At 60.0% G+C, this 25,153-nt stretch carries 23 protein-coding genes; 16 read left to right on the top strand and 7 right to left on the bottom strand.

Annotation, left to right across the window (positions count from 1 at the left end; all coding sequences use genetic code 11):
- Complete coding sequence (locus PI739_RS12895) at positions 1-876, top strand: DUF3034 family protein (protein ID WP_003363690.1); 876 nt, start codon at positions 1-3, stop codon at positions 874-876.
- Positions 876-1,304, top strand: coding sequence for a group I truncated hemoglobin (locus PI739_RS12890; RefSeq protein WP_003363688.1), 429 nt, complete (start codon positions 876-878; stop codon positions 1,302-1,304). Before PI739_RS12895 ends, PI739_RS12890 begins: the two co-directional genes overlap by 1 nt.
- 304 nt (positions 1,305-1,608) lie before the next feature.
- Here PI739_RS12890 and PI739_RS12885 read toward each other — a convergent pair whose 3' ends face one another.
- Positions 1,609-2,601, bottom strand: coding sequence for a GntR family transcriptional regulator (locus PI739_RS12885; RefSeq protein ID WP_371857184.1), 993 nt, complete (start codon positions 2,599-2,601; stop codon positions 1,609-1,611).
- Positions 2,602-2,948: 347 nt separating this feature from the next.
- Here PI739_RS12885 and PI739_RS12880 point away from each other — a divergent pair, with 347 nt between their 5' ends.
- The 8 genes from PI739_RS12880 to PI739_RS12845 all read left to right on the top strand — a co-directional run bounded on the left by PI739_RS12880 (position 2,949) and on the right by PI739_RS12845 (position 10,816).
- Positions 2,949-4,322, top strand: a complete 1,374-nt coding sequence (locus PI739_RS12880) for an amidase (protein ID WP_054082106.1) — start codon at positions 2,949-2,951, stop codon at positions 4,320-4,322.
- Positions 4,323-4,398: 76 nt separating this feature from the next.
- On the top strand, positions 4,399-5,280 hold the full coding sequence (locus PI739_RS12875; protein ID WP_004658231.1) for a polysaccharide deacetylase family protein: 882 nt from the start codon (positions 4,399-4,401) through the stop codon (positions 5,278-5,280).
- A gap of 27 nt (positions 5,281-5,307) precedes the next feature.
- A complete protein-coding gene (locus PI739_RS12870; RefSeq protein WP_003363677.1) occupies positions 5,308-6,648 on the top strand; it encodes an MFS transporter in 1,341 nt (446 codons plus the stop codon).
- A gap of 10 nt (positions 6,649-6,658) precedes the next feature.
- Positions 6,659-7,420 carry an SDR family NAD(P)-dependent oxidoreductase gene (locus PI739_RS12865; RefSeq protein WP_003412973.1) on the top strand — a complete coding sequence of 254 codons (762 nt, stop codon included), beginning with the start codon at positions 6,659-6,661 and terminating at the stop codon, positions 7,418-7,420.
- 127 nt (positions 7,421-7,547) lie between these two features.
- On the top strand, positions 7,548-8,297 hold the full coding sequence (locus PI739_RS12860) for an SDR family NAD(P)-dependent oxidoreductase (protein ID WP_003363672.1): 750 nt from the start codon (positions 7,548-7,550) through the stop codon (positions 8,295-8,297).
- A gap of 22 nt (positions 8,298-8,319) precedes the next feature.
- On the top strand, positions 8,320-8,619 hold the full coding sequence (locus PI739_RS12855; RefSeq protein ID WP_003431302.1) for a hypothetical protein: 300 nt from the start codon (positions 8,320-8,322) through the stop codon (positions 8,617-8,619).
- Entirely contained in the window at positions 8,616-9,623 is a 1,008-nt protein-coding gene (locus tag PI739_RS12850; RefSeq protein WP_054082107.1) for a CobW family GTP-binding protein, read from the top strand. The genes PI739_RS12855 and PI739_RS12850 overlap by 4 nt, the downstream gene beginning before the upstream one ends.
- Positions 9,620-10,816, top strand: coding sequence for an ABC transporter substrate-binding protein (locus tag PI739_RS12845; RefSeq protein ID WP_003363666.1), 1,197 nt, complete (start codon positions 9,620-9,622; stop codon positions 10,814-10,816). Before PI739_RS12850 ends, PI739_RS12845 begins: the two co-directional genes overlap by 4 nt.
- A gap of 183 nt (positions 10,817-10,999) precedes the next feature.
- On the opposite strand, the gene PI739_RS12840 is transcribed toward PI739_RS12845, so the two are convergent.
- Positions 11,000-13,423, bottom strand: coding sequence for a glucose/quinate/shikimate family membrane-bound PQQ-dependent dehydrogenase (locus PI739_RS12840; RefSeq protein WP_024662567.1), 2,424 nt, complete (start codon positions 13,421-13,423; stop codon positions 11,000-11,002).
- Between the two features lie 443 nt (positions 13,424-13,866).
- Between PI739_RS12840 and PI739_RS12835 the strand changes: the two genes are divergently transcribed.
- Positions 13,867-14,094, top strand: coding sequence for a VF530 family protein (locus PI739_RS12835; RefSeq protein WP_003363662.1), 228 nt, complete (start codon positions 13,867-13,869; stop codon positions 14,092-14,094).
- Between the two features lie 52 nt (positions 14,095-14,146).
- Positions 14,147-14,806: a Pr6Pr family membrane protein gene (locus PI739_RS12830; RefSeq protein WP_003363659.1), complete on the top strand. Its 660-nt coding sequence runs from the start codon at positions 14,147-14,149 to the stop codon at positions 14,804-14,806.
- Positions 14,807-14,821: 15 nt separating this feature from the next.
- On the opposite strand, the gene PI739_RS12825 is transcribed toward PI739_RS12830, so the two are convergent.
- The 4 genes from PI739_RS12825 to PI739_RS12810 all read right to left on the bottom strand — a co-directional run bounded on the left by PI739_RS12825 (position 14,822) and on the right by PI739_RS12810 (position 20,269).
- Positions 14,822-15,589 carry a siderophore-interacting protein gene (locus PI739_RS12825; protein WP_054082108.1) on the bottom strand — a complete coding sequence of 256 codons (768 nt, stop codon included), beginning with the start codon at positions 15,587-15,589 and terminating at the stop codon, positions 14,822-14,824.
- Positions 15,586-16,176 (bottom strand): PadR family transcriptional regulator, encoded by a 591-nt coding sequence (locus PI739_RS12820; RefSeq protein ID WP_003431287.1) that lies wholly within the window; start codon positions 16,174-16,176, stop codon positions 15,586-15,588. The genes PI739_RS12825 and PI739_RS12820 overlap by 4 nt, the downstream gene beginning before the upstream one ends.
- 87 nt (positions 16,177-16,263) lie before the next feature.
- Entirely contained in the window at positions 16,264-19,383 is a 3,120-nt protein-coding gene (locus PI739_RS12815; RefSeq protein ID WP_054082109.1) for a biosynthetic peptidoglycan transglycosylase, read from the bottom strand.
- Positions 19,384-19,555: 172 nt separating this feature from the next.
- Positions 19,556-20,269, bottom strand: coding sequence for a hypothetical protein (locus PI739_RS12810; RefSeq protein WP_072366757.1), 714 nt, complete (start codon positions 20,267-20,269; stop codon positions 19,556-19,558).
- 403 nt (positions 20,270-20,672) lie between these two features.
- Here PI739_RS12810 and PI739_RS12805 point away from each other — a divergent pair, with 403 nt between their 5' ends.
- Complete coding sequence (locus tag PI739_RS12805) at positions 20,673-21,422, top strand: hypothetical protein (protein WP_054082184.1); 750 nt, start codon at positions 20,673-20,675, stop codon at positions 21,420-21,422.
- A 331-nt stretch (positions 21,423-21,753) separates the two neighbouring features.
- On the opposite strand, the gene PI739_RS12800 is transcribed toward PI739_RS12805, so the two are convergent.
- Complete coding sequence (locus tag PI739_RS12800) at positions 21,754-22,884, bottom strand: OpgC domain-containing protein (protein WP_054082110.1); 1,131 nt, start codon at positions 22,882-22,884, stop codon at positions 21,754-21,756.
- A 294-nt stretch (positions 22,885-23,178) separates the two neighbouring features.
- Between PI739_RS12800 and PI739_RS12795 the strand changes: the two genes are divergently transcribed.
- The 3 genes from PI739_RS12795 (at position 23,179) to PI739_RS12785 (ending at position 25,110) form a co-directional block, all read left to right on the top strand.
- On the top strand, positions 23,179-23,460 hold the full coding sequence (locus tag PI739_RS12795) for a type B 50S ribosomal protein L31 (RefSeq protein ID WP_003363645.1): 282 nt from the start codon (positions 23,179-23,181) through the stop codon (positions 23,458-23,460).
- Between the two features lie 151 nt (positions 23,461-23,611).
- Positions 23,612-24,703, top strand: a complete 1,092-nt coding sequence (gene ddlA, locus PI739_RS12790) for a D-alanine--D-alanine ligase (protein WP_003431276.1) — start codon at positions 23,612-23,614, stop codon at positions 24,701-24,703.
- A complete protein-coding gene (locus tag PI739_RS12785) occupies positions 24,700-25,110 on the top strand; it encodes an NUDIX hydrolase (RefSeq protein ID WP_003363642.1) in 411 nt (136 codons plus the stop codon). Before ddlA ends, PI739_RS12785 begins: the two co-directional genes overlap by 4 nt.
- The last annotated feature ends 43 nt before the right edge of the window (positions 25,111-25,153 follow it).

Below are 25,153 nucleotides of genomic sequence, written 5' to 3'. Positions count from 1 at the left end.
ATGTTGCACAAAACATCGCTGCTGTTGGGGTCTTTGCTGGTGGGTATGGCGGGGGTTGCTTCGACGCCCGCCCTGGGCGACAACGGCCGGTTGATCGCCACGGGTGGCGCTACCAGCATTGAAGGCAGCGCCGGCGGCGGCATAACCCCGTGGGCGGTGATTACCGGCTACAGCGAGCAAGGCGAGTGGGGCGCTACCGCCTTCGCCACGCATGTGGATCTGCCGGACTACAACCTTGATGTGGCAGGCCTGGCGGTCGCCTATGGCAACCGCGTGGAGTTTTCCTACGCGCATCAGCGTTTCGATATCAGCAACCTGCAGCACAGGCTCAGCCTGCCGGACGATAACCTCAGTCAGGACGTGTTCGGCGTCAAGGTGCGGCTCTTCGGCGACCTGATCTACGAAAGCCTGCCGCAGGTTTCTCTGGGGGTGCAGTACAAGCATCAGAACGATTTCCTGATTCCCAGCCTGGTCGGCGCCCGACGTGACTCGGATGTCGAAGGCTACCTGACGGCCAGCCGCTTGTTCATGGGCGCGGCGTTTGGCTACAACGTTGTGGTCAACGGCGGCGTGCGTTACAGCCGCGCCAACGAAACCGGACTGTTGGGGTTCGGCGGCGATCGGCGCGACAGCCGCAGCCTGCTCAAGGAGAGCTCGGTAGCCGTGCTGTTCAATCCGCGCTGGGCACTCGGTGTCGAATATCGCGAGAAGCCAGACAACCTGTCGTTTGCGGGCGAAAGTGACTGGGCCGATGTGTTTCTCGGCTATTTCCCCAACAAGCACGTGTCCGTGGTCCTGGCTTACGCCCGTTTGGGCGAAATCGCCACGCTGGACAACCAGAACGGCACCTATCTGTCTGTGCAGGGGAGTTTCTGATGAGGCGTATGCTGATAGCCATGATGCTGACGCTACTGGCCGGTTGCGCGCAGCAGCAACAGCCACCCAAGGATGACAGCCTCTACCAGGACCTTGGCCAGCGTGCCGGTATCCAGCGCATCGTCGAAGGTATGCTGATAAACGTGGCCAGGGATGAGCGGATCGTCGAGCATTTCAAGAAAGTCGACATCGTGCGTCTGCGCGACAAACTGGTCGAGCAACTCTGCGTCGAGTCCGGCGGCCCGTGTCGCTATACCGGCGACAGCATGGCCGAGGCGCACAAGGGCCAGCACCTGACGCCCAGCGATTTCAACGCGCTGGTCGAAGACCTGATCGCCGCGATGGACACCGAAAAGGTCCCGGTCCCCGTACAAAACCGCCTCATCGCCCGGCTGGCACCGATGCGCGGCGAAGTGATCGGCAAGTGATGGGTAGCCCTGAAACACACACTGACTATCGTGCCAATGCTCCCCGTCCAAGATCGGACGCAGAGCGTCCAGAACAGCATTCCCACGCTGGAGCGTGCGGAGCGATAATCTTCAGGGAGAGCACTTGCGCGAGAACACTATCGTGCCAATGCTCCGCGTTGGCATGCCGTTCGTGACGCTCCGCGTCACAAATCGACGCCGCGCCGCGTGTTCAGGATCGGACACAGAGCGTCCAGAACTGCGTTGCCACGCTGGAGCGTGGTGACGATAGTCTCTGTCGCGTTAACTCCAACTTTGCCCCATCTCAACTCAACCGCGTCAGATACCCCGGCACTTCCTGCTCCGGCAATACCGACAACACTTTCAGGCGTTGCAGCATGCGCTGGCGGGCGCGTAACAGGTGTTCCTTGAGGTTCAGTGCGGCGGCGTCGAAGGCACCGTGCAGCAGCAATTCAATGATCAGCCGGTGTTCGGCGAGCATCGCTTCATCGGCGCCAATGCTCAGCAGGCGGTAGAAAATCCGGTTGATAATCATCGGGCTCTGCGCCTGGCTGATCAGCATGGCGATCTTGCGGTTTTGCAGACCGCCCAGGCATTGCTGATGCAGGTCGTCCTCAAGGCGCTCGATCTCCTCAAGGCTGCACTGTTCGACGTTTTGCGCCTCGATGACCCTGGCCAGCATTGCCTCCAGGGTTTCGCGGCTTAGCTGCGGCGCCGTCTGGCGCAAGGCTTCGGGCTCGAGGCAGGCGCGCAATTCGTAGTCTTCGGTGATTTCCCGGGCCGTCAACGGCCCCGCCAGCCATTGCGAGTAAGGCTCTTTTTCCACCAGGCCGCGATCCCGCAGACGCATCAGCGCCTCACGAACCACTGCGCGGCTCACTCCGTAATGCTGCGCGGCGCTTTGTTCATCCAGCCGGTAGTGACCAAAGGCGATACAGGCCGACAGTGCCGCACCGATCTCATCGTGAATACGTTCGCCGAGCGGGCGGGTATCGACCAGTTCTTCGCTGCTGTCCAGCCCGAACTGCTTGTGGCTCAGGCTCAGACGCAGCGGCTCGACTTCCTGCGCGTCAGGATTGACCAGATAACCCCGGCCGTCGAAGCGGCTGATCAAGCCTTCTTCATGCAGCAGGTTGAGCGCCTTGCGCACCGGCACCCGGCTGGTGCCGAACAGTTCTGCCAGCGGTGCTTCAAGCAGCACCAGTCCATTGGCGGCCGCGCCCGAGACGATGGCGTTACGCAACACCTCGCGGATCATGGCGTAGCGCGACGCGGTGCGCGGGTCCTCTTCTGACATCGGTTTCATACACTTCTGGCGGTTGACGGACGATTCTCGCACAGAAGCGCTGTTGTCACCTTGGCACACGTCCTTATGCTCGCTCATGGGGCCACCGTTACTTTTTTGCACTGAAATGTATCTTTTGTAAAAGATACATTATTTCTTTATGACGATCCTGTTCGCCCACGACGCCTTATCGCAACTGATTGATGCCTTTGCAAAAAGGTTTCTAGTACGGTGTTTCCAGCACGAAAGGGTCGTCAGCTCGATCGGGTCAGGGCGTCGCGACATGCAGATTGGCATGGAACCTGCCTTTGTTAAATGTACATTTTATTAATAAGTACATTTTTAAAGGTGTGATGTCCATGACCGATACCGGGAGTCACAGCGTTACCGGTGATGCCTGCGCACTGGCCGAGGATTTTGCCCAGGGGCGCAGTGACCCTGTGCAGGCTCTGGACAAGGCCCTGCAACAGGCGGCACGCGCCGATCATGTGTTCATTTCCATGAGTATCGAACGGGCACGCAGGGAAGCCGAAGCCTCTGCGGCCCGCTGGCAGCAAGGGCAGCCATTGAGCCCCTTCGACGGCGTGCCCATCGCCTGGAAGGATCTTTTCGACGTGGCAGGCAGCGTCACAACCGCCGGTGCCGCGGTGCGCAACAACCTGTCCCCCGCGCTGCTGGATGCGCCGAGTGTCGGGCTGCTGGCACGGTCCGGGATGGTCAGCCTGGGCAAGACCAATCTCAGTGAATTCGCTTATTCAGGGCTGGGCCTGAACCCGCATTTCGGTACGCCGATCAACCCCAACAGCGACGGCTCGCCACGTATTCCTGGCGGTTCGTCTTCGGGTTCGGCAGTCGCCGTCGCCAACGGAACCGTACCGATCGCCATGGGCACCGATACCGCCGGTTCTATTCGTGTGCCGGCAGCGCTCAACGGTCTGGTGGGGTTTCGCAGCACCAGTCGCCGCTATAGCCGCGACGGCGTTTTCCCGCTGGCGCTGACGCTGGACAGCGTCGGGCCACTGACCCGCAGTGTGCGCGACGCTCTGGTGATCGACGATCTGCTCTGTGCGCGCAGCAAACCTTCATCGTTGATACCACGCAGCCTGGCCGGTCAACGTTTCCTGCTCGATCAGGCGGTGCTGGAAGACGAACGCGTCACGCCGGCCGTTCGCGACAACCTGTTGCGTGCTGTTGAAGCCTTGCGCGCAAGCGGTGCGCTGATCGAGGTAAAGCCTTGCCAGGCATTTCAGGCCACGTTGCTGTTAACCCAGCAACAGGGCTGGCTTGGTGCAGCCGAGGCGTTCGCGCTGCATCAGGCGTTGCTCGACAGCGACGCCGCCAGCCAGCTTGATCCCAGGGTTCGCAAGCGCCTGGAGGCAGCCCGTTCCATGCCGGCCAGCCTGCTGGTCAATCTGTACGCTGCGCGCGAGCGGTTGCAGGAGCAGTTGACCCTCGAACTGGACGGCGCGCTGCTGATTACTCCGACCGTGGCCCATGTGGCGCCGCCGCTCGCACCGCTGCTGAAGGACGACGACCTGTTCGTTCAAACCAACCTCGCCACGCTGCGCCTGACCATGCCCGGCAGCCTGCTGAACATGCCCGGCGTGTCACTGCCCAGCGGCCGCGATGCCTCGGGCTTGCCCACCGGGCTGTTGCTCAGCGCACCGGCAGGCGAAGACGCACGGCTGCTGCGTGCGGCGCTGACCGTGGAGTCATTGATCGCAGCCCCTTGAATACGTTTTGCAGTGCAAACCGGCCCGCGTGCCGTACAGCGCGAAGCCGATCTGATTAACCCGTGGGAGAACAACGATGGCCAAAGAAATTCTGTGTGCGTTTGGTGTGGATGTGGATGCCGTTGCTGGCTGGCTGGGCTCCTATGGCGGCGAGGATTCGCCGGACGACATTTCCCGCGGCCTGTTCGCCGGTGAAGTCGGCGCTCCGCGTCTGCTCAAGCTGTTCGAGCGTTACGGTCTGCGCACCACCTGGTTCATTCCGGGGCACTCCATGGAGACCTTCCCCGAGCAGATGAAAGCCGTGGCGGATGCCGGGCATGAAATCGGTGTGCATGGTTACAGCCATGAAAACCCGATTGCGATGACCCCGGAGCAAGAGGAGATCGTCCTCGACAAGTCCATCGAACTGATCACGCAAATGACCGGCAAACGCCCGACCGGCTATGTCGCGCCATGGTGGGAGTTCAGCAACGTCACCAACGAGCTGCTGCTCAAGAAAGGCATCAAGTACGACCACAGTCTGATGCACAACGACTTCCACCCTTACTACGTTCGGGTGGGCGACAAGTGGACCAAAATCGATTACAGCCAGCATCCGGATACCTGGATGAAGCCGCTGGTACGTGGCGAAGAAACCGATCTGGTGGAAATTCCGGCCAACTGGTACCTGGACGATCTGCCGCCAATGATGTTCATCAAGAAGGCACCGAACAGCCACGGTTTCGTCAACCCTCGGCACCTGGAAGAAATGTGGCGCGACCAGTTCGACTGGGTCTATCGCGAACACGAACATGCTGTATTCACCATGACCATTCACCCGGACGTGTCTGGTCGCCCGCAAGTGCTGCTGATGCTGGAGCGCTTGATCGAGCACATTCAGAGCCATGCTGGCGTCAAGTTCGTCACTTTCGACGAGATTGCCGACGACTTCGTGCGTCGCAATCCCCGTACCCGCTGATTCATTGCCCTGTCCGAGGCGTCACTCATGTCCATTTACAATAAGCTCGACCTGACCGGCTGGAAACCTGAGCAACTGACTCCGGAGCAAGTACGGTTCGCCACATGGATTGCGTTTTTCGCGTGGGTGTTTGCGGTATATGACTTCATTCTGTTTGGCACGCTGTTACCGGAAATCGGTCGGCATTTCAGCTGGAGTGAGGTCGAACAGGCCGAAATCGCGACCTGGGTCGCGGTCGGCACCGCGGTGGTGGCTCTGGCCATCGGCCCGCTGGTAGATCGCCTGGGACGGCGCGTGGGTATCATTTTCACCGTGAGTGGCTCGGCGATCTGCTCGGCGCTCACGGCCATCGGCGGAGCATGGGGCAAGTCGCCCCTGATCCTCATTCGTTCGCTGGGCGGTCTGGGTTATGCAGAGGAAACGGTCAACGCGACCTATCTGAGCGAGATCTACGCCGCATCCGACGACCCGCGACTCACCAAGCGCCGTGGCTTCATCTACAGCCTGGTGCAGGGCGGCTGGCCGGTCGGTGCGCTGATCGCTGCTGGTCTGACGGCGGTGCTGTTGCCGGTCATCGGCTGGCAGGGTTGCTTCGTGTTTGCGGCTATTCCGGCCATCGTCATCGCTATCCTGGCGCGCAAGCTCAAGGAAAGCCCGCAGTTTCAGATCCATCAACGCATCACCCAATTGCGCAAGAAGGGCGACCTCAGTCAGGCGCAGGCCGTGGCGCAGACCTACGGGGTGGATTACGAAGAGCACAGCAAGGCCGGTATCGGCGCGGCCTTTCGCGGTTCTTCGCGCCGCGCGACCCTGGTGATCGGTGCTGCGATCCTGCTCAACTGGGCGGCCATTCAGGTATTCAGTGTGCTGGGTACGACGGTGATCGTCAGCGTCCACCATATCTCGTTCGAGAACTCGCTGATCATTCTGGTGCTGTCCAACCTGGTGGGCTATTGCGGCTACCTGTGTCACGGCTGGATGGGTGACCGGATCGGTCGCCGCAATGTCATCGGCCTTGGCTGGATGCTCGGCGGCCTGGCGTTTGCCGGCATGCTTTACGGGCCAAGCAACATGGTGACGGTGGTCGGCTTGTACAGCCTGGGGCTGTTCTTCCTGATCGGCCCGTACTCTGCGGCCTTGTTCTTCATCAGCGAAAGCTTCCCGACCAGCATTCGTGCCACGGGTGGCGCAATCATCCACGCCATGGGCCCGCTCGGTGCTGTGGTCGCAGGCTTCGGCGCCACATCGGTACTGAGCGCAGGCGGCGACTGGCAGACCTCGGCGTTGTACTTCGGCGCAGTGCCTTGCTTCCTGTCGGGTGCACTGATGTTCGCCGCTAAACACGTGCGACCTGAAACGGTGAAATGAGGAGCAGCACATGACGCGTAAAGTTGCTGTGATAACCGGTGCCGCCAGCGGCATCGGTCAGGCGCTGGCAGTGGCGTTTGCCCGCCAGGGTGTGGCGGTGGCAGGCGGGTTCTATCCGGCTGACCCGCATGATCCGGACGAAACCCGCAGGCTGGTGGCGGAGGCGGGCGGCGAATGCCTGATGCTGCCGCTGGATGTGACCTTCACCGAATCGGTCGATGATCTGGCCGCGCAGGCAGTCAAGGCGTTTGGCCGCATCGACTACGCGGTCGCCAATGCCGGGCTGTTGCGCCGCGCGCCGTTGCTGGAAATGACCGACGAGCGCTGGAACGAGATGCTCGACGTGGACCTGACCGGCGTGATGCGTACCTTCCGCGCCGCCGTCCGGCACATGGGTGAGGGCGGGGCGCTGGTGGCGATTTCCTCGATTGCCGGTGGTGTGTATGGCTGGCAGGACCATTCCCATTACGCAGCGGCCAAGGCCGGCGTGCCAGGGCTGTGCCGGTCACTGGCGGTGGAGCTCGCCCCGAAGGGCATCCGTTGCAACGCGGTGATTCCCGGCTTGATCGAGACGCCGCAATCGCTGGACAGCAAGAACTCGCTGGGGCCGGAAGGTCTGGCGCAGGCGGCCAAAGCCATCCCGCTGGGCCGCGTCGGTAGAGCGGATGAAGTCGCTGCGCTGGTGCGTTTTCTGTGCAGCGATGAAGCCAGTTACCTGACCGGGCAAAGCATCGTGATCGACGGTGGCCTGACCGTGCGCTGGCCCGAGTAGAGCGATTCGGATCGGCAGCGAGCCTGCTCGCGAAGCGTTCAGTACAGACGCTGGGAATGGCGTGTCAGTGACTGAGCGTTCGCGAGCAATACGCAGTGATCCCCAAACCAACCGAGGAACCCGACCCATGCAGCAACTCAAACAAAAGCGGGCAGTGATCACCGGAGCAGGCAGTGGCATCGGCGCAGCCATCGCTCGCGCCTATGCGGCTGAAGGCGCGCGTCTGGTGCTGGGCGATCGAGACGCCCACAGCCTGGCGAAGATCGCTGCAGAGTGCCGTCAGTTGGGCGCTCAGGTTCAGGAGTGCGTGGCCGATGTCGGCAGCACCGACGGCGCGCAAGCCAGCGTCGATGCCTGTGTCGAGCAGTTCGGAGGTATCGACATTCTGGTCAACAACGCGGGCATGCTGACCCAGGCGCGTTGCGTCGACCTGACCCTCGATATGTGGAACGACATGCTGCGCATCGACCTGACCAGCGTCTTTGTGGCCAGTCAGCGTGCATTGCCGCACATGATTGCCCAGCGCTGGGGGCGCATCATCAATGTTGCTTCGCAACTGGGCATCAAGGGCGGTGCCGAACTGACCCATTACGCCGCCGCCAAGGCCGGGGTGATCGGTTTCAGCAAATCCCTGGCGCTGGAAGTCGCCAAGGACAACGTGCTGGTCAACGCCATTGCACCCGGCCCTATCGAAACCCCACTGGTCGCCGGGATCAGTAGCGCCTGGAAAACCGCCAAGGCCGCCGAGTTGCCACTGGGCCGCTTCGGTCTGGCCGAGGAGGTCGCCCCGGTGGCGGTGCTGCTGGCCAGCGAGCCAGGTGGCAATCTGTTCGTCGGTCAGACCCTGGGCCCCAATTCCGGCGACGTCATGCCATGAGCAAACAGCCGGAGAACACCTGATGTGTGGATTGTGCGGGCTATTGGGTGAAGACGTGCACTGGAGCGATCCGCTGGCTGCAGAACTGCCCCGGCGGCGTGAGCGCTTGCGGCGTATTGCTGCAATCAACAAGGTGGTCGCGCCGTTTCGCCTGAAAGTTGAAGATTTTCAAGGCGTTTCCTATCTCCTGCTCGGGGCCACCGGCAAGCAGGAACTGGCGACCGGGCTGGAACAGCTCTGGCAGAAAGCCGAGTTGCTGATCGGCCGGCCGCTGGACCCGCTTGATTCACGTCTGCTCGATCATCTGCAGAGGTCATCATGAGTATTGCCCTGAACGTGATTACCGGCTTCCTCGGCAGCGGCAAGACCACGTTGCTCAAACGCCTGCTGGCCGATGAAAACATGGGCGACACCGCGCTGCTGATCAACGAGTTCGGCGATGTGGGTATCGATCATCTGCTGGTTGAAGAGGTCGCACCGGATACCGTGCTGCTGCCCAGCGGCTGTGTCTGCTGCACCGTCCGCGGTGAATTGAAAGACGCGCTGCTCGGTCTGCTGGAGCGGCGTAATCGAGGTGAAATTCCTTCATTTCGCCGGGTGATTCTGGAGACCACCGGCCTGGCCGATCCGGCCCCGATTCTCACCACGCTGAGTAACGACCCGCAATTGCGCGGGCGTTTTCACATCGGTCTGATTGTCACGCTGGTGGACGCTTGTCACGCGACGCTGCAAGAGCGTCTGCATCCGGAGTGGCTGGCGCAGGTCGCGGCGGCGGATCGTCTGCTGTTGAGCAAAACCGATCTGGTCGATGAGTCTGTACTGGATGGCCTGCGCGAGCATCTGCAAGCGCTGAATTTTTCTGCGCCACTGCTTGATACGGCGGACGTCCACAGCGGCGATCAGCTGCTGCTGGGCGAGGGCATGCGCAGCGACGAACCGGCCGCTGAAGTGACCCGCTGGCAACTGCATCGGGTGCTGTCGACTTCCGCGCGGCATGGTGATGCGCAGGTCTGTTGCCTGACGTTCGAGCGCCCTCTGGACTGGGTCGGCTTCGGGGTGTGGCTGTCGATGCTGTTAAGATGCCACGGTGAACGAATCCTCCGCGTCAAAGGGCTGCTCAACGTGAACGACAATCAGGCTCCCATCGTGATTCATGGTGTGCAGCATTGCCTGCATGTGCCGGTGCATCTTGCCGCCTGGCCGGGCGAGGATCGCACCTCGCGGCTGGTGTTCATCCTGCGCGGTCTCGATCCCGATCTGCTGCGTCGTTCGTTCGAAGTCTTCTCTGGCAGTTTCGCGCCACCGCTCAACGAGTCGGCAGCATGACCATCACCTTGCGCGTGCTGGGCACCTCCGTGACCCTGCTGGAGTCTTTGCGTGAGCGGGCCGAGCAGGAACTGGGGATCAAACTGATCTACCAGATTCATGACGTGCAAACCGCGCAACGTATCGCGGTCATGCAGCCAGACAGCTACGACCTCTACGATCAGTGGTTTCATAACGTTGATTTCGTCTGGCCAGCCCGGGCGATTCAACCCATCGACACGCGGCGCATCGCGCTGTGGCACGAAATCAACGACTTGCCCAAGCAGGGCCGTCTGCGGCCTACCGACCAGCCAGGCAGCGGCAGTGTGCCCAGCGAGCGTTTGTTCGTGCAGCACGACGGCAGTCTGGGCAGCGCGGTGACCGAGCGCATCAGCATGTTGCCGCTGACCCATAACGCCGACAGCTTCGCCTATCGCCCCGAGCGCTTGCCGGAGGGCTTGACCTCTGCGGACGAAAGCTGGGGCTGGCTGCTCGACCCGGTGTGGGGCGGGCGCATCGCCTTGCAGAGTGACGCGGCCATCGGCGCATTGGATGCCGCGCTGGCGGTGCAGGGGGCGGGGCTGGCGAGCTTCAAGGACATCGGCAACATGAGCATCGAAGAAATCGATCGGCTCGCTGATGTGCTGGTGCGCAAACAGCAGCAAGGGCATTTTGGTGCGTTCTGGTCAGGCGACGAAGAAGCCGCCGAACTGATGCTCAGCCCGAACATCGACATTCAGAGCCTCTGGTCACCGACCCTGGTCAGGCTGCACCGTGCGGGGGTCAAGTATCGTGTGGCGGTGCCCAAAGAAGGTTATCGCGGCTGGTTTGGCGGGCTTTCCCTGTCACGCCACGCCAAGGGGCCGGTGCTGGATGCGGCCTACGCGTATCTCAACTGGTGGTTGTCGGGCTGGCCCGGCGCAGTGATGGCGCGGCAGGGCTACTACATCGGCAATCCGGCACGCAGCCGCGATCACCTCAGCGCTGCCGAATGGGATTACTGGTACGCCGGCCTGCCTGCGCGCGAACAACTGCTCGGCAGCGACGGCTTGCCGCTCATCGACGCCGGAGAAGTCCGCGACGGCGGCTCCTACGAAGAACGCATGGGCCATATTGCCGTGTGGAATTCGGTCATGAACGAGCACAACTACCTGGTCCGCCGCTGGAGCGACATCCTGCGCGCCAGTGACAAAAGCAGCGCCAAGGCACGCTAGTCAGTCGCACTGGAGAGAGGACGCAGAGCGTCCAGAACGGCATTCCCACGCTGGAGCGTGAGGAGCGATAGTCGTCTGCCGCAACCCTGCCCGGTAGCTGGATCAACCGGGATCCGGCTTCAGTGGCGACAAAAAAAAGCGGCTACCTCTCGGTAGCCGCCGTTCATTGACCTCAGCAACGCATCACTTCGGCAGTTTGAACGCCATCACGTAGTCACCCTGTTTGGTGCCCAGTGAGCCGTGACCGCCCGCAACGACCAGCACGTATTGCTGACCGTCCTTGCCGGTGTAGGTCATCGGCGTGGTTTGCGCACCTGCGGGCAGGCGGGCTTCCCACAACTGCTTGCCGTTACGCACGTCATAAGCACGCAGGTACTGGTCAAGCGTAGCGCTCATGAACGCCAGGCCGCTGGCGGTGGTGAACGTACCACCCAGGCTTGGAACGCCCATGGTCAGCGGGAGCGGGATCGGCGAGCTGTCGCGCACGGTACCGTTCTTGTGCATCCAGATGGTCTTGTGGTTGGTCAGGTCGACCGCCGCCACATAACCCCACGCGGGTGCCTGGCAAGGCAGGCCCATCGGCGACAGCAGTGCTTCCAGGATCACACCATAAGGCGCGCCCTTGTTCGGCTGTACGCCTTCGGTTTCGCTCTTGCGGCCCGGGCCGCCTTCAACTTCGGCAGACGGTACCAGCTTCGAACGGAAAGCCATGTAGTTAGGATTGACGAAGGCGATCTGACGTACCGGGTCGACGGAAATACCGCCCCAGTCGAACACGCCGAAGTTACCCGGATAAACGATCGAACCCTGCAAAGACGGTGGCGTGAACGGACCATCGTAGCGCAGCGACTTGAAGTCGATCCGGCACATCATCTGGTCAAACGGCGTCACGCCCCACATGTCGCGCTCCTTGAGCGGCGGCGGCATGAAGTTCAGGTCGGACTTGGGCTGGGTCGGCGAGGTGTGATCGCCCGCGACAGCGCCTTGCGGGACCGGCACTTCATTGATCGGCACGATCGGTTTGCCGGTGCTGCGATCCAGCACGTAGATGCTGCCCTGCTTGGTCGACGCCAGCACTGCGGGTTTGACGCCGTCAGCGGTTTTCATGTCCAGCAGCGTCGGCTGACCGCCCACGTCCATGTCCCACAGGTCATGGTGAGTGAACTGGTAGTCCCAGCGCACGCGGCCGGTCGCGATGTCCAGTGCAACCAGGCCCGCGCTGTACTTCTCGGACTCTGGCGTACGGTCGCCGCCCCACTGGTCAGGGGTCTGGTTACCCATCGGCAGGTAGATCATGCCGAGCTTTTCATCGACGCTGAACATGGACCACATGTTCGGCGAGTTGCGGGTGTAGATCTTGCCTTCGGCAATCGGTGCAGTTTCTTCCGGATTGCCGCTGTCCCAGTTCCACACCAGACGGCCGGTGTGCACGTCATAGGCGCGGATCACGCCGGACGGCTCGTCCATGGAGACGTTGTCAGTGACGTGGCCACCGATAATCACCAGGTCCTTGGTGACCGCGGGTGGCGACGTGGAGTAGTAGCCGCCCGGAGCGAAGGTGCCCATGTTGGCGGTCAGGTCAACCGAACCCTTGTTGCCGAAGTCTTCACACATCTTGCCAGTATCGGCGTTCAGCGCGATCAGACGGGTGTCGGCAGTCGGCAGGAAGATTCTGCGCGGGCAGGCAGCACTGGCAGTGGCCGTGCCGTCAGCAGCCGGGACCGTCGGGCTTTGCGCCGGGGCGCTGGCGGCGTAGGCAGCGTCGTCATGATAGGTGACGCCACGGCAGGTCATGTGCGCCCAGCCCTTGAAGTTGGCAGCGTTCTGAGTGCTGAGCTTCGGATCGAAGCGCCAGATTTCCTTGCCCGAATCCGGGTCAAGCGCGATCACCTGGCTGTGCGGCGTGCACACATAAAGCATGCCGTTGACCTTGAGTGGGGTGTTCTCGGCAGTCGTTTCCCCCGGATCGTTCGGCCCCGGAATGTCACCCGTGCGATAGGTCCAGGCCGGCTCCAGCTTGTTGACGTTTTCCGGCGTGATCTGCGCCAGCGGCGAGTAACGGTCACCGAAGGCGGTGCGGCCGTAGGACTGCCAGTCGCCGTCAGGCATGGCTGGGGCGGTGTTGGTCGTGCCAGCCGTCTCGCGGTCCAGCTGGCCTTCGATACGGCCCGGGTTGGTGAACTGGCTCGCCAGCGCGGTCAGGCCGGCCAGCACCACAGCGATGCTCAATGCACCGGTGCCCATGCGTGCCGGACCGTTGCGCAGCAACGGTCTGCGGAACCATGGCAGCAGCAATACGATACCCAGTGCGAACCACAGCGCCAGGCGTGGCACCAGTTGCCACCAATCGAGGCCGACTTCCCACAACGACCATACAGTGCTCGCGAACAGCAGCAGTGCATAAAGGCCCAGCGCAGCCGCGCGACCCGTGATCAGCAACACGCCGGTCACGGCGAAGCCGATACCGGCCAACAGGTAATACAACGAGCCATCCAGTTGCAGCAGTCGGGCACCACCGACCAGCAAGGCCAGCCCCATCAACAGGATCACCAGCCCGAGCAGGGTCGGCAACAGGCGATTTCTATTTGAAGCACCGTCAGTGCTCATAATGCGAATCTCCGCGAGAAGTAAGTAATTGAAATCTTGTTTTTAAGCATCGCCTGCCCTGGCGCCATTCCTTGAAGCTGCTTGTTGAGACGAATCGCCGGCGGTGGAATTAAACCGTCAGGCAGAGCGCGGCTGCACGTTCGGCTGGCGCGGTCGTTGAGTCGTAGACCATTACCGCCCGAATTCGTGCATAGGCTTTTTGTCCGAAGGAACATCTGCAGAAGGGGGAATCTTCAATCCTTAACCCGGCAATGATAGGGCGCTAACGATTTTTCTAAAAGCGAAAAACCTGACATGGATCATTGCAACGCCGGCAACAGTGCTGCAGGTCGACGGTGTTTTATGAAAGCGCGGCGCTTACAATGGCAGACTTTCGGGAAGCACCTGCGTACTCCAGAGATCCGTTCAGGTTCGTCTCTTCTTATTTCGTTGCAAGGCTCATCATGACAACACCCAATTCCGACCCGTTGCACGGCGTCACGCTGGAGCAGATCCTCAGGGCGCTGGTCGAACATTACGAATGGTCCGGCCTCGCCGAACGCATCGATATTCGCTGCTTCAAGAGCGATCCGAGCATCAAGTCCAGCCTGACCTTCCTGCGCAAGACACCCTGGGCGCGGGAAAAGGTCGAAGCGCTGTATGTGAAATTGCATCGCAGCAAGGGCTGGTAACAGGCCCGCCAGACAGTCCGGCATGGACGCCGGCACGCAAGGATACCGATTGATGCTCAGTGAACATCCACAACCTGCGCAGGGACAGCGCTATTACGCCCTTGTGGCCGCTTGTCTCGGCTGGTCGGGATTGGTGATTCAGCTTTACCTGATCCTGATTGGCCGTTATGCCGATCACGCCAGTCTGCTGGGTGGGCTGGTGCGCTTTTCAAGTTTTTTCACCGTACTGACCAATACGCTGGTAGCGGTCGCCCTGAGTTGTGCGCTGACGACACGGCAGTCGGCAGGCCACCGGTTTTTCCGGCATCCGGTGGTGTGTGGTGGCATTGCGGTGAGTATTGCGCTGGTGGGCATCGCCTACAACATTCTGCTGCGCCACTTGTGGCACCCGGAAGGCTGGCAGTGGGTGGCCGACGAACTGCTGCACGACATAATGCCGCTGGCGTTTGTGCTCTATTGGTGGCTGTACGTGCCCAAGGGCACGCTGCGTCTGAGCCATGTAGTGCTCTGGGCGATCTATCCGATCGTCTACTTCGCCTATGTCCTGCTGCGTGGCCACATGTTCGGTGATTACCTGTACCCGTTCATCGATGTCGGCACGCTCGGTTTCCCGGCGGCATTCATCAACGCGCTGGGCGTGCTGCTCGGTTTCGTGCTGATCGCATTGGTGCTGCTGGCAGTTGATAAACGGGCGTCTCGTCGTACCCGGTGAGTCGCCCGGTCCTGCTCATTCTTCAGTGCTGTCCAGCTTCCAGTAACCGGCGGCCTTGACGAAGTCCTCTTCCAGGCCGAACTCGTCGAGCAGCACACGACGTAACTTGCGTGACAGCGCGGATTCGGTCGCGACCCAGGCGTACAGCTTGCCCTCGGGCATCTCCAGACGACGCGTGACGTCCAGTAGACTCTGTTCGCCGCGTACGATCCAGATCACGTCGACCTGTGCGGCACTGTCGAACACCTGCTGTTCCTGCGGGGTGGCGACTTCGACCACCACCAGCGCAGCACGATTGGCGGGCAGCGATTCGAGGCGTCGGGCGATGGCCGGAATGGCTGTTTCGTCGCCGATCAGCAGGTAGCTGTCGAACATGTCCGGCACCACCATCGACCCCTTTGGCCCGGCGATGTGCAGAAATTGCCCGGGCGCTGCCTGCGCGGCCCAGGTGGCCGCCGGGCCTTCGCCATGCAGAACGAAATCGATATCCAGTTCCCCGGTTTCTTCGTCGTAGCGACGCGGTGTGTAATCGCGCATCGGCGGGCGCGGCGTGTCCTTTTCGCCGGCAGGGTTCAGGTTTTCCAGCGCGGCCTGCTCTTCTGCCGTTTGCGGGAAGAACAGTTTGACGTGGTCGTCGGTGCCCAGGCTGATGAAACCCGCCAACTCCGGCCCCTGCAAGGTAATGCGGCGCATCAGGGGTGTCAGTTCCGTGACCCGCACCACCTGCAGCTTGCGACGCTTGATTTCATGCATGACGCGATGGATTGACTGGGGCGAATTCATGCCGACTCCTCCGAGGCAGGTTGAGGCCCATCGACGACAGCCTTGGCCGTGCTGTTGAGCAGTTCGCTGACGCGCAAAATCTCTTCCGGGCTCCAGCGGCCATGGTGCATCTGCAGCGCGTGGCGCAGGTTGTGCACCGCTTCGTGGATTTCCGGCGGACGATCGTGGCCGCGCAGTGAGCGCTTGCTGACATCGATGCGCATGCGCACACCTTCCAGCGCCACGGCCTGATCTTCCAGGGATTGGCGACCCGCATCGGTGATGGTGTAGAGCTTCTTGCCGGCCTGGGCATCGCCGACCACCATTTCGCTTTCTTCAAGAAACGTCAGGGTGGGGTAGATAACGCCGGGGCTGGGGCAGTACGCACCCTCGAACAGACCTTCGATCTTGCGGATGAGGTCATAGCCGTGGGCGGGCTGTTCGGCGATCAACGCCAACAGCAGTAATTTCAGATCGCCAGGGGCGAAAACCCGAGGGCCACGTCCACCGCGTTCACGGCCCGGGCGTTTTTCAAAGCCGTCGCGATCTTCACCTGGTTCACGAAGATGCGGCGGACGGTGGTGGGGAGGGTGTTTATCTTCACGCATGTTTTTGATCTCTGGTTACAAGTTAGATATACCTTAAGATATATCTTTTTGTAATCACAGAGCTGGCAGACGAGCGGTCATTGCCGGTCAGACACCCTTGGGCGGATCGGCAAGCGGGGCGTTGCACATCGCCTGTCCGTGGTTCTCCAGGTACGGCGTCAGGATCGGTGCCATGCCTTTGAGCACCTGCACCGGCAACGCCGAGGTGAAGCGAAAGCCCTCGGCAGCACGTCCCGGCACAAACGCCGTCAGCGCGCCAAAGTGGTTGTCGCCGATATAAAACACAAAAGTCGCCGTGCGGTTGATTGCCCTTGAGCTGAGAATACGCCCGCCCGCACCGACGCTTTCGATCCTGTTGTCGCCGGTGCCGGTCTTGCCACCCATCGCCAGCACACTGCCGTCCTGCATCTTGAACGTGCCTTGCACGCGTTTGGCCGTGCCGCCATCCACCACTTGCGACAAGGCCTCGCGCATTGCCGCTGCGACCTCCGATGGCAACACACGCTTGCCCAGTTCCGGGTTGATGCTCAGTTGGGTGTCGTAAGGCGTATCGGCAGCAAAGTGCAGACTGTCGATGCGCACCGCAGGCAGGCGGATACCATCGTTCTGGATGATGCCGATCAGCTCGGCAAGCGCCGCCGGACGGTCTCCCGAACTGCCGATAGCCGTCGCCAGCGAAGGCACCAGATGGTCGAACGGATAACCCACGCGCTGCCAGCGTTGCTCGATGTCCAGAAACGCTTCGACCTCCATCATGGTCCGCACACGGCTGTCGCGAGCGCCTTTGTGGCGACTCTTGAACAGCCAGCCATAGACTTCCTGACGCTCGAAACGACTGGCGGCCACTGCGTCCTTGAACTGCGCGTCCGGGTGTTTGAGCAGGTAGCCTACCAGCCACAGTTCCAGCGGATGGACGCGGGCGATGTAGCCTTGATCGGGCAGATCATAAGTGCCCGGGCCGTAACTCTTGTACAGCTCGGCAAGACGTTTGTCGGTGAGTTTCGAGCTCGCCCTGGGCTCGTCCAGGTGGGCGCGGATGAACGCGTTGAATGTGCCCTGATCAGCGCCCGGCAGCAGATAACGGTGCACCGCAGCCAGACGAATCGCCGTCGGGTGAATGCCGTCGAGGAAGGTGTCGAGTCGCTCCTGCGTGGTCTTTTCCTTGTAGCGTTTCCAGAAGCGCAGCAGGAATACCGTGCCTTCGCGGTCGGCAAACTGCGCCAGGTATTCCTGGCGGCGCGGGTTGTCATCATCCTTGAGCAGCTCGGCGCTGTTGTTGGGCGCCTGATAGGTGCTGTAGCGAACGACATCGCGCATCAGGCGGATGAACGGCAGGTTGATCGACTCACGCAGCGACTCGCGCAGGGTTGGAATCCGCTCGTTGTCTTCGCGCCGGAAATTATTGAAACGGTGCATGCCGCCACCGGTGAAGAACGCTTCTGCGGGGCTTGCCGAATAGGTGCGGTCGAGTGCAGCCGACAGCATCTTTGCCAGGTCATGGTCCTTGTTCAGCAGCAGATAATCCACCGCCCAGCGGGTCAGCCGATCCGGTTCCTCGACAGTGACTTTGCGCAATTGCGCAGGGTTCAAGCTCGCATAGCGCCCATGCAGTTCGGCGATGATCTCCAGATACGTCGTCAGCACGCGCATCTTCGCCGTCGAGCCCAGCTCCAGCTTGCTACCTTCGTTGATATCGAAAGGCTGATCGGTGCTGTCGGTCTGGACCCTGACCCGCGAGCCGTCCACTCCGCGTTCAAACAGCGTGAAGCTGTAGCGCACCTGTGTTGTGCTGGCCGGGGTCAACAGGCGCTCGCCCATCAACCCGATCCTTGCGGCAAATTCAGGGTTGGCCAGGTCGCGCAGGTACTGGCTGACGCTGCGCTGCAATTCGCCATGCAGGGTGCTGGTGGCGGACAGGTCAAGACGGTCCAGATCGTAGAGCGGGCGATTGAGCAGATTCGACAGGCGAGTGCGCGCAACACTGATGCCCTTGTTGGTTTCGATGGGTTGCAGGGTCGGTTGCTGCGCCCAGTCGCGGTAGGTGACCTGGGCTGCCAGCGCGGCATCGGCCAGCGGTCGGTCGATGATGTTGGCCTGGGCCAGCAACCGAATGTGGCTGTCGGTCAGTTCTGCCAATTCCTGGCGGCCCTTGGCCAGATAGTGCGACGGACGACGCTGGGCGATCACCAGTGAGAGCACTTCACGCAGCGCCAGCGCCTTGTCGGCCAGTGCCTGTTTATCGCCGGGATTAGAAGCCAGTATCTCGTTGGTTTTGCCGAAGTCTGCGCCGAACCACACCCGCAGTCCTTCAGCCAGACCATGCACTTCGCCATGCCCTGGCACCGCAGACAGCGGCACGCTGTTCAGGTAGTCACGCACCACCCGCTGGCGCACGGCGAGTGTCTCGGTCCCCGGCTGATAGGCGCGAACGCTGGCGGAAATCATCTGCCGCAGCTTTTCAGAACCCGACAGCGTCAGCCCGTCTGGGGAGTGACGGTATTTTTCCAGCTGAGTGGCCAGCGTGCTGCCCCCAGCCGACTGGCCGGGGAGGGCAAACATCTTCGCCAGTTGCGACCAGGCGGCTTTGACAAAACGTGGCCAGTCCACCGCAGGGTTGGCCATGGGCTGCTGCGGATCGAGCAGGTCGCGGTTTTCGATGAACAGCAGGCTGTTCACCAGCAATGACGGAATGGCGGCAAAGGTCGGGTAAAACTGCTGTGGGTATCTGAATTCGTACAGCGGCTCGTTTCGGCAATCGGTGATCGACAGCCCGGCCTGGGTCTTTTCCTCGTAAGGCACGAAAAATCCATGCCGGACGTAACGCAACAGTTCCGGGGAAAAGCGGGTCTGGCGCGTGATCACGTAGTCGCGTTTGAGCAGGCGCGACAGGAATTCATCCATGGATGAATAGCCCAGGCGCCGGTCGAACGGCCCGTCACCGGGATACACCACGTCATGACTAGGTCCGGGCTGCATCGAGTAACCCAGGCTCGCGGCAAAGCGGCTGAATTCGCGCGCCTGAAGCCTGGAGGTTCTGCTCTCCACGGCCACCGCAACGCCCAATGCAACCCCGGCCAACACCACCACGACCCAGAACACCCGCCATCCGTATCGCTTGCGACGCGGATATTTGGGCGTACGAGGATCATCCTCACGATCAGCGGATAGCGTCTCTTGCTTGCTATCGGAATGCCGAAATGCGCCCATAGTCGATTGTCCGGTCATCCTGTCAAAGCACCTGACCCAAGCTTAGACGCTGGATGGGATTGTGGGAGGGAATTGTCTGGTGGTTTTCGAGGGAGGATGGCGCGCAGCGGGGATGAGCGTCATGAACTAATCCCACTGCAGCCACACATGAACTGCAGTGGCGCTGGCTTGATCAGACGTGAAGATCAACCAACGGTTTGCGCTCTTCTTCACGCTTCGGCGCATTGCGCTCGATCTGGTAAATGATCGTGTCCATGAAGTTGCCAATGTGGTTGCGGCTGAAGACCTGCCCGTAGTCGATAACCTTGCTGTAATTCTCAAGGTTGAGTGTGTGCTGGTTGCCGAATTTCTCCGTGTAGTGATCGAGTAACGTCATCACAATTTTTGCGTGCGCACGCAGATCCTCCTTCAGTTGTTGACGTTCGTTCAGCTTCTCGGTCAGGTACGCGAACTCTGCCGGGGTGAGCACATCGTCTGGGTCGGTCACTTGGATTTCCTGATTAAAACCCAGCGTGAAGCCGAAGTGCTTATTTGACAGCTCCGTATTAAGGTAAAAAAGCTGCTGCTTGAAATCGTGAAAATTGTCGTACATACGGCATAGGGTCTTGTCAAAATCTTTAGTTAAGTCACCCAGGTATGTACTTCGGAGTAGGTTCGATATCTCTTCAGACATACTTTCCAGCATAACCCGTCCTGCCGCCGACGTTTTGTAGTCGGATAACCAGGGTGTTTCCTCGGTGGTATAGAACTCAGCGTTCGGATCACGCACGTTATCACGCGCCTGAGGAATGTTGATTGGCGGAGCAGCAGGTGAGGTGAGGGAACTTGAGCCCGAGAGAGTGCGCTGTTGATTTTGTGATGCAGAAGCTAAAGGGTTGATATGCATGCTAAGCGCTCTTTGGTGTCAATGATAACTAGCTAGCGGCAGACCTTCGCAAAACTTTGCCTGATAAGTGTGTAGGATTTTTCCTAGACTGCAGTGGTGATTATTTTTTGTAGGAAGTTTCCTTGATTTTAATGTGAGGGTTGACCAGGTGCCTAACTTTCTATTGCGTTAATTTTGTCAGTGGCAACCTGCCTCTGCATAATCTGCGAGAATACCTATGAATACTTATGGAAGAAAATGTGTTGGTTTTTGCTTGTTGTCCATTTTCGTGATAATGGCATCGGCCTCCGACGCTCATGCCAATAAAGGTGCCGAGGACCCGGTCGGTGCATCAAGTCATGAAACCAACGAGGCCGTTGCGGCTGAAGCTGTGCAAGAAATTTCCGAGCCAAGATTTACCGTCATGCTGGATAAACTACACTCGGTGGCAGATGTGTTGACAGATAAACACCCCGTCCACTACTACGGCTTTGTCTCGCACCGTGGGCAAGATGTATTGCTCTATACACCTGTCGGTGATCCGGTCACTAACGAGTGGAAGACCGAGTATTACGAAAATGGTGAATGGGTTGCTCAGACACTTGAGACCAAGGTTTTTAAAGATCTGGCTCCTGGGGCTGAAGTGATCATCAGGGTCACGCCAAGAAACTCACTGGTAGGTGGCAGGCTTCCATACACTGTCAGATTTGGGTCCTATCCTGTTCTAAAAAGCTATGAGCTGCTCGACGAACCGGGAGTGATAAGAATTCCAAGTGGATATACTAACCCTGGTTGGTTGGCAACGCAGATTTATAAAGAAGCTCTGCTTGAGGTGAGGTTTAGCGATACTAAAGGTACGCCATTGGAAGGCGGTATGGCTATTTTGGATCTGAGCTTTGGTGAAAAAGACGCCTCGATCAGGCATATTCTGGTTAGCGGTGCTGATGGGTTCGCCTCTGAGCGCATTGAGTTCGGACGTTGCTATGGAGGTACGGAGGCCCAAGATTTTGTCCACACGCAAAGGGGGTTCAACACTTGGAGAAGTAACTATAGAGTGGCTCGCTACTTCGTAAGTAATTTCTCTTTAGGGCCCATCACGGCGACCCCTCATATTTTTTACATGGGACACATCTGCACACAAACCGTTGTGCGAACTGTTGCTCCTCGCGGTTAACGCCTAACTCAGCCTGGCGAATCATTTGTCTCGCCAGGCTGATGTCTCATACTGCCAGGGAAATAGACGAGGAATCTGGTTTTTCAGCATTGCTTCAGACTCGCTGTATCCATTCGTCATGCCTTTTGTACGATACTATTCATGAATTTGCTGTAGCCGATCATGTCATGAGAATTACTGATGTCCAGATTTATATTAGCCGACAAATATTTTATGAATTCGGTGTGGGTATCTTGTTGATCTCATACCGAATAGCGGCCAGTTCCTGAAAAACTTGGCCTGATAAACCAGTAGGACATTTCCGAGAGGGCGTGCAAATGTGACGTTGTTCTCAAGTAGTTAACAGGCGGGGCGATTTCCCCAGCCGCTTATTCAACTCCAGCCCATTGGCCATCAGCATCATTAACCCCAGGCCGACAATCGCGGTCGTCACTTGCATGGGCCATGTATCGCCTGCCAGTGCATTGGCCATGTCTGCCAGTGGCGCCAGCAATACGCCCAGACAGAAGACTTCCAGCGAATAGCGGCCCATGCGGCAAGTCTGGCGGGCGGGCCAGTTTTCGAGCCAGGTGCTTGAGGTTGGCAGCAGTCGGGCGACGACGTAGACCAGTGCAAGGAAGTGCAGCAGGCGCGCGGGTGCCAGGTCGGTTTTGCTGATGGGGTACAAGGCGTCGAGGTGCAGGGTCGAGACTAGCGCGCTGTGCAGGCCGGGCCATTTTTCACTGAAGGTCAACATTCCGGCAATCACCACGTAAACGGCGGCCACCATGAACAAGGGCTGTTTGCGTAACGGAGGGGGCTCAACAGTTTTGGCTGTTTCGCTGCGCAACGCGCACGCACCGCCGAGCACGAACAGCAGCTGCCAGGCGACCGGGTTGAAGTACCAGACACCGCCGCCTTCGTAGGCGCGCAGGTTCCAGCCGAATAACGGCACCATCAGGTACAGCGCAATCGACAGGCCGACGGCCACTTCGAGTTTGCGCAGCATCAATGGCAAGGTCAGCGGCAAGGTCAGCAACAGCACGATATACAGCGGCAACGGGTCGGTCAGGTTCGGCTTGAAGCGCAGCAGCAGTTCATCAGCCAATGCCTGTTGCGGGTTGCCGACGAAGTATTCAAGGCCCATCTGCTGGACCATGTCGCGCGTCTCGACATGATTGTTGGCGACGAAGACGATGCCCATCAGCAGGGTCAGCAGAAAGATATGCACCACATACAGCACCCAGGTCCGGCGCAGGATTCGCACACCAGCCACCAGCATGCCGTCACGTCGAGCGATCCGCCCGTAGGCCAGGATCGAGGCGTACCCGGCGAGGAAAACGAAGATTTCCGCTGCGTCGCTGAAGCCGAAGTTGCGTACGGTCAGTTGCGCCAGGGGATTATCCGGCACGTGATCCCAGAAGATGAAGATCAGCGCCAGGCCGCGAAAGAAGTCGATTCGATGATCGCGTCCGTTAGTCATAACGGTGGACTCTTGAAAGTGCTGATGAGTAAAGATAGGCCACAGAGGCTCAGGTTCCAGACCGGCGACCAGTGACGTTCGGCGGCGCGGCAGGGTGCCGCTAATCGAGGGCAATTGCAAAGGCGCGCTATTACAGAATGTCTCTGGCTCAGGCGTTCCGATGGCTTCACGCCGACCGCTGCACCGTGTGCGTGTTCGATCAACCTCACCAATGATGCCAATCAACAGCAATCATTCTCATCTTCCGTTATGTTACTGTATAACTATTGCAGTCAACTCACTGGAGAGATCACGATGAAACCCGATATCCATCCTCAATACCGCACCGTGCTGTTCCACGATACCGCTGCCGACGTTTACTTCCTGATCGGCTCCACCGTAGACACAGACCGCACGCAACAGCACACCGACGGCACTACCTATCCTTACGTTGCACTCGACGTTTCCAGCGCCTCGCACCCGATGTACACCGGGCAGCAGCGCAAGACCACCACCGAAGGCCGGATCGCGGGCTTCAACAAGCGTTTCGCCACCTTTGGCTCGACTGGCAAGAAAGAAACCGCAGCCGCTCAATGAGCGGTCTGACCTCCCGGTCGTGGGCATTTCGTATGGATTGCCCACGACCGGGATTTTTTTGTCTGAATTTCAGGCCTGCGACCAATCATCTACTGGACTAACAGCCGACATTGCTTTTATCTTCGCGGCCTGAAAAACAGGAGTAACCGCTTTGAAAAAGTCAGTCGCCATCGTTTTCGGTGGGCAATCCAGCGAGCATGAGGTTTCGTTGCAGTCGGCACGCAACGTGATCAATGCGATTGATCGTGAACGCTATGCGCTGACCCTGATCGGCGTCGACAAGCTGGGCCGCTGGCTGCATTTCGACGAAGCCGATTACCTGCTCAACGCCACTGATCCTGCACGGATCAAACTGAGCGCATCAGGCAAGCCGTTGTCCTTGCTGCCGGGCAGCATCGGCGGGCAGTTTGTCGACGTCGAGTCAGGTCAGCCACTGGCTGCCATTGATGTGGTATTCCCGCTGATCCACGGCGCGTTTGGCGAAGACGGTGCGTTGCAGGGTGTGCTGCGCATGCTGGCCGTGCCCTTTGTCGGCGCCGATGTGCTGTCCTCTGCGGCCTGCATGGACAAGGATGTGACCAAGCGTCTGCTGCGCGATGCGGGCATAGCCGTCGCGCCGTTCAGGGTCCTGTCGCGTGGAGAGAGCCTTTCTTTCACCGAAGCTGCCGACCAATTGGGGCTGCCAATGTTCGTCAAGCCGGCCAACCAGGGTTCATCGGTGGGCGTCAGCAAGGTGTCCGACGAGGCTGGTTTTGCGGCGGCACTGGCGCTGGGTTTCGAGTTCGATCATAAGCTGCTGATCGAGCAGGGCATCGTCGGCCGGGAAGTGGAGTGCGCCGTATTGGGTAACTTCGATGCGCAGGTCAGCGTCTGTGGAGAAGTGATTGCCAACGATGAATTCTATGCCTACGACACCAAGTACCTGAACGGCGATCAGGCGCGCATCGCTATCCCCGCCGAGCTGCCCGCCGATCTGAGTGATCAGGTGCGTGACGTCGCGTTGCAGGCTTACAAGGTGCTGGGCTGCGCAGGGCTCTCGCGGGTCGATTTTTTCGTCACCGAAGGGCGCGACATCATCATCAACGAGGTCAACACGCTGCCGGGCTTCACCTCGATCAGCATGTACCCCAAGCTCTGGCAGGCCAGCGGTCTGTCGTATGCCGAGCTGATCCATCGCCTGATCGTTCTGGCGCTGGAACGGGCTGATCAGGCGCGGCTGCTGAAAACGGAGATCTTCGCATGAAGATCATCCGCATCGCGGCGGCGCTGCTGATCGGCGCAGACGGCCGGACCCTGCTGGTGCGCAAGCGCGGTACCCGGGCCTTCATGCAGCCGGGCGGCAAGATCGAGCCCGGTGAACCGGCACCGCAGGCGCTGGCCAGAGAACTCGAAGAAGAGCTCGGGCTGATCGTCGATCCGGCGCAGGCAGTGTTTCTCGGTGAGTTCACGGCACCCGCCGCCAACGAGCCTGGTTTCGAGGTCAACTGTCAGTTGTATGAGGTCAGGACCGACGCCCAGGCAGTGCCTGCCGCCGAGATCGAAGAAGTGCTGTGGGTTGACGCGGACAGTCATGCGCGTTTGCAACTGGCTCCGTTGACCCGCGATCTGATCTTGCCGCTGTATCTTCAGCGGCAGGCTGCACGCAGCTGAACGGCGCAGTCGTCCTGCATCGCGGTGCAGGACGGCACTGTCA

The organism is Pseudomonas cerasi (assembly GCF_027983475.1).
Taxonomy (GTDB): domain Bacteria; phylum Pseudomonadota; class Gammaproteobacteria; order Pseudomonadales; family Pseudomonadaceae; genus Aquipseudomonas; species Aquipseudomonas cerasi.
This window is presented reverse-complemented; position numbering and strand designations above follow the sequence as displayed.

Bases quoted from the DNA above. Each gene is read 5' to 3' on its own strand.
- PI739_RS12895 (WP_003363690.1), top strand. From the start codon at position 1: ATGTTGCACAAAACATCGCTGCTGTTGGGGTCTTTGCTGGTGGGTATG.
- PI739_RS12890 (WP_003363688.1), top strand. From the start codon at position 876: ATGAGGCGTATGCTGATAGCCATGATGCTGACGCTACTGGCCGGTTGC.
- PI739_RS12885 (WP_371857184.1), bottom strand. From the start codon at position 2,601: ATGTCAGAAGAGGACCCGCGCACCGCGTCGCGCTACGCCATGATCCGC.
- PI739_RS12880 (WP_054082106.1), top strand. From the start codon at position 2,949: ATGACCGATACCGGGAGTCACAGCGTTACCGGTGATGCCTGCGCACTG.
- PI739_RS12875 (WP_004658231.1), top strand. From the start codon at position 4,399: ATGGCCAAAGAAATTCTGTGTGCGTTTGGTGTGGATGTGGATGCCGTT.
- PI739_RS12870 (WP_003363677.1), top strand. From the start codon at position 5,308: ATGTCCATTTACAATAAGCTCGACCTGACCGGCTGGAAACCTGAGCAA.
- PI739_RS12865 (WP_003412973.1), top strand. From the start codon at position 6,659: ATGACGCGTAAAGTTGCTGTGATAACCGGTGCCGCCAGCGGCATCGGT.
- PI739_RS12860 (WP_003363672.1), top strand. From the start codon at position 7,548: ATGCAGCAACTCAAACAAAAGCGGGCAGTGATCACCGGAGCAGGCAGT.
- PI739_RS12855 (WP_003431302.1), top strand. From the start codon at position 8,320: ATGTGTGGATTGTGCGGGCTATTGGGTGAAGACGTGCACTGGAGCGAT.
- PI739_RS12850 (WP_054082107.1), top strand. From the start codon at position 8,616: ATGAGTATTGCCCTGAACGTGATTACCGGCTTCCTCGGCAGCGGCAAG.
- PI739_RS12845 (WP_003363666.1), top strand. From the start codon at position 9,620: ATGACCATCACCTTGCGCGTGCTGGGCACCTCCGTGACCCTGCTGGAG.
- PI739_RS12840 (WP_024662567.1), bottom strand. From the start codon at position 13,423: ATGAGCACTGACGGTGCTTCAAATAGAAATCGCCTGTTGCCGACCCTG.
- PI739_RS12835 (WP_003363662.1), top strand. From the start codon at position 13,867: ATGACAACACCCAATTCCGACCCGTTGCACGGCGTCACGCTGGAGCAG.
- PI739_RS12830 (WP_003363659.1), top strand. From the start codon at position 14,147: ATGCTCAGTGAACATCCACAACCTGCGCAGGGACAGCGCTATTACGCC.
- PI739_RS12825 (WP_054082108.1), bottom strand. From the start codon at position 15,589: ATGAATTCGCCCCAGTCAATCCATCGCGTCATGCATGAAATCAAGCGT.
- PI739_RS12820 (WP_003431287.1), bottom strand. From the start codon at position 16,176: ATGCGTGAAGATAAACACCCTCCCCACCACCGTCCGCCGCATCTTCGT.
- PI739_RS12815 (WP_054082109.1), bottom strand. From the start codon at position 19,383: ATGGGCGCATTTCGGCATTCCGATAGCAAGCAAGAGACGCTATCCGCT.
- PI739_RS12810 (WP_072366757.1), bottom strand. From the start codon at position 20,269: ATGCATATCAACCCTTTAGCTTCTGCATCACAAAATCAACAGCGCACT.
- PI739_RS12805 (WP_054082184.1), top strand. From the start codon at position 20,673: ATGCTGGATAAACTACACTCGGTGGCAGATGTGTTGACAGATAAACAC.
- PI739_RS12800 (WP_054082110.1), bottom strand. From the start codon at position 22,884: ATGACTAACGGACGCGATCATCGAATCGACTTCTTTCGCGGCCTGGCG.
- PI739_RS12795 (WP_003363645.1), top strand. From the start codon at position 23,179: ATGAAACCCGATATCCATCCTCAATACCGCACCGTGCTGTTCCACGAT.
- PI739_RS12785 (WP_003363642.1), top strand. From the start codon at position 24,700: ATGAAGATCATCCGCATCGCGGCGGCGCTGCTGATCGGCGCAGACGGC.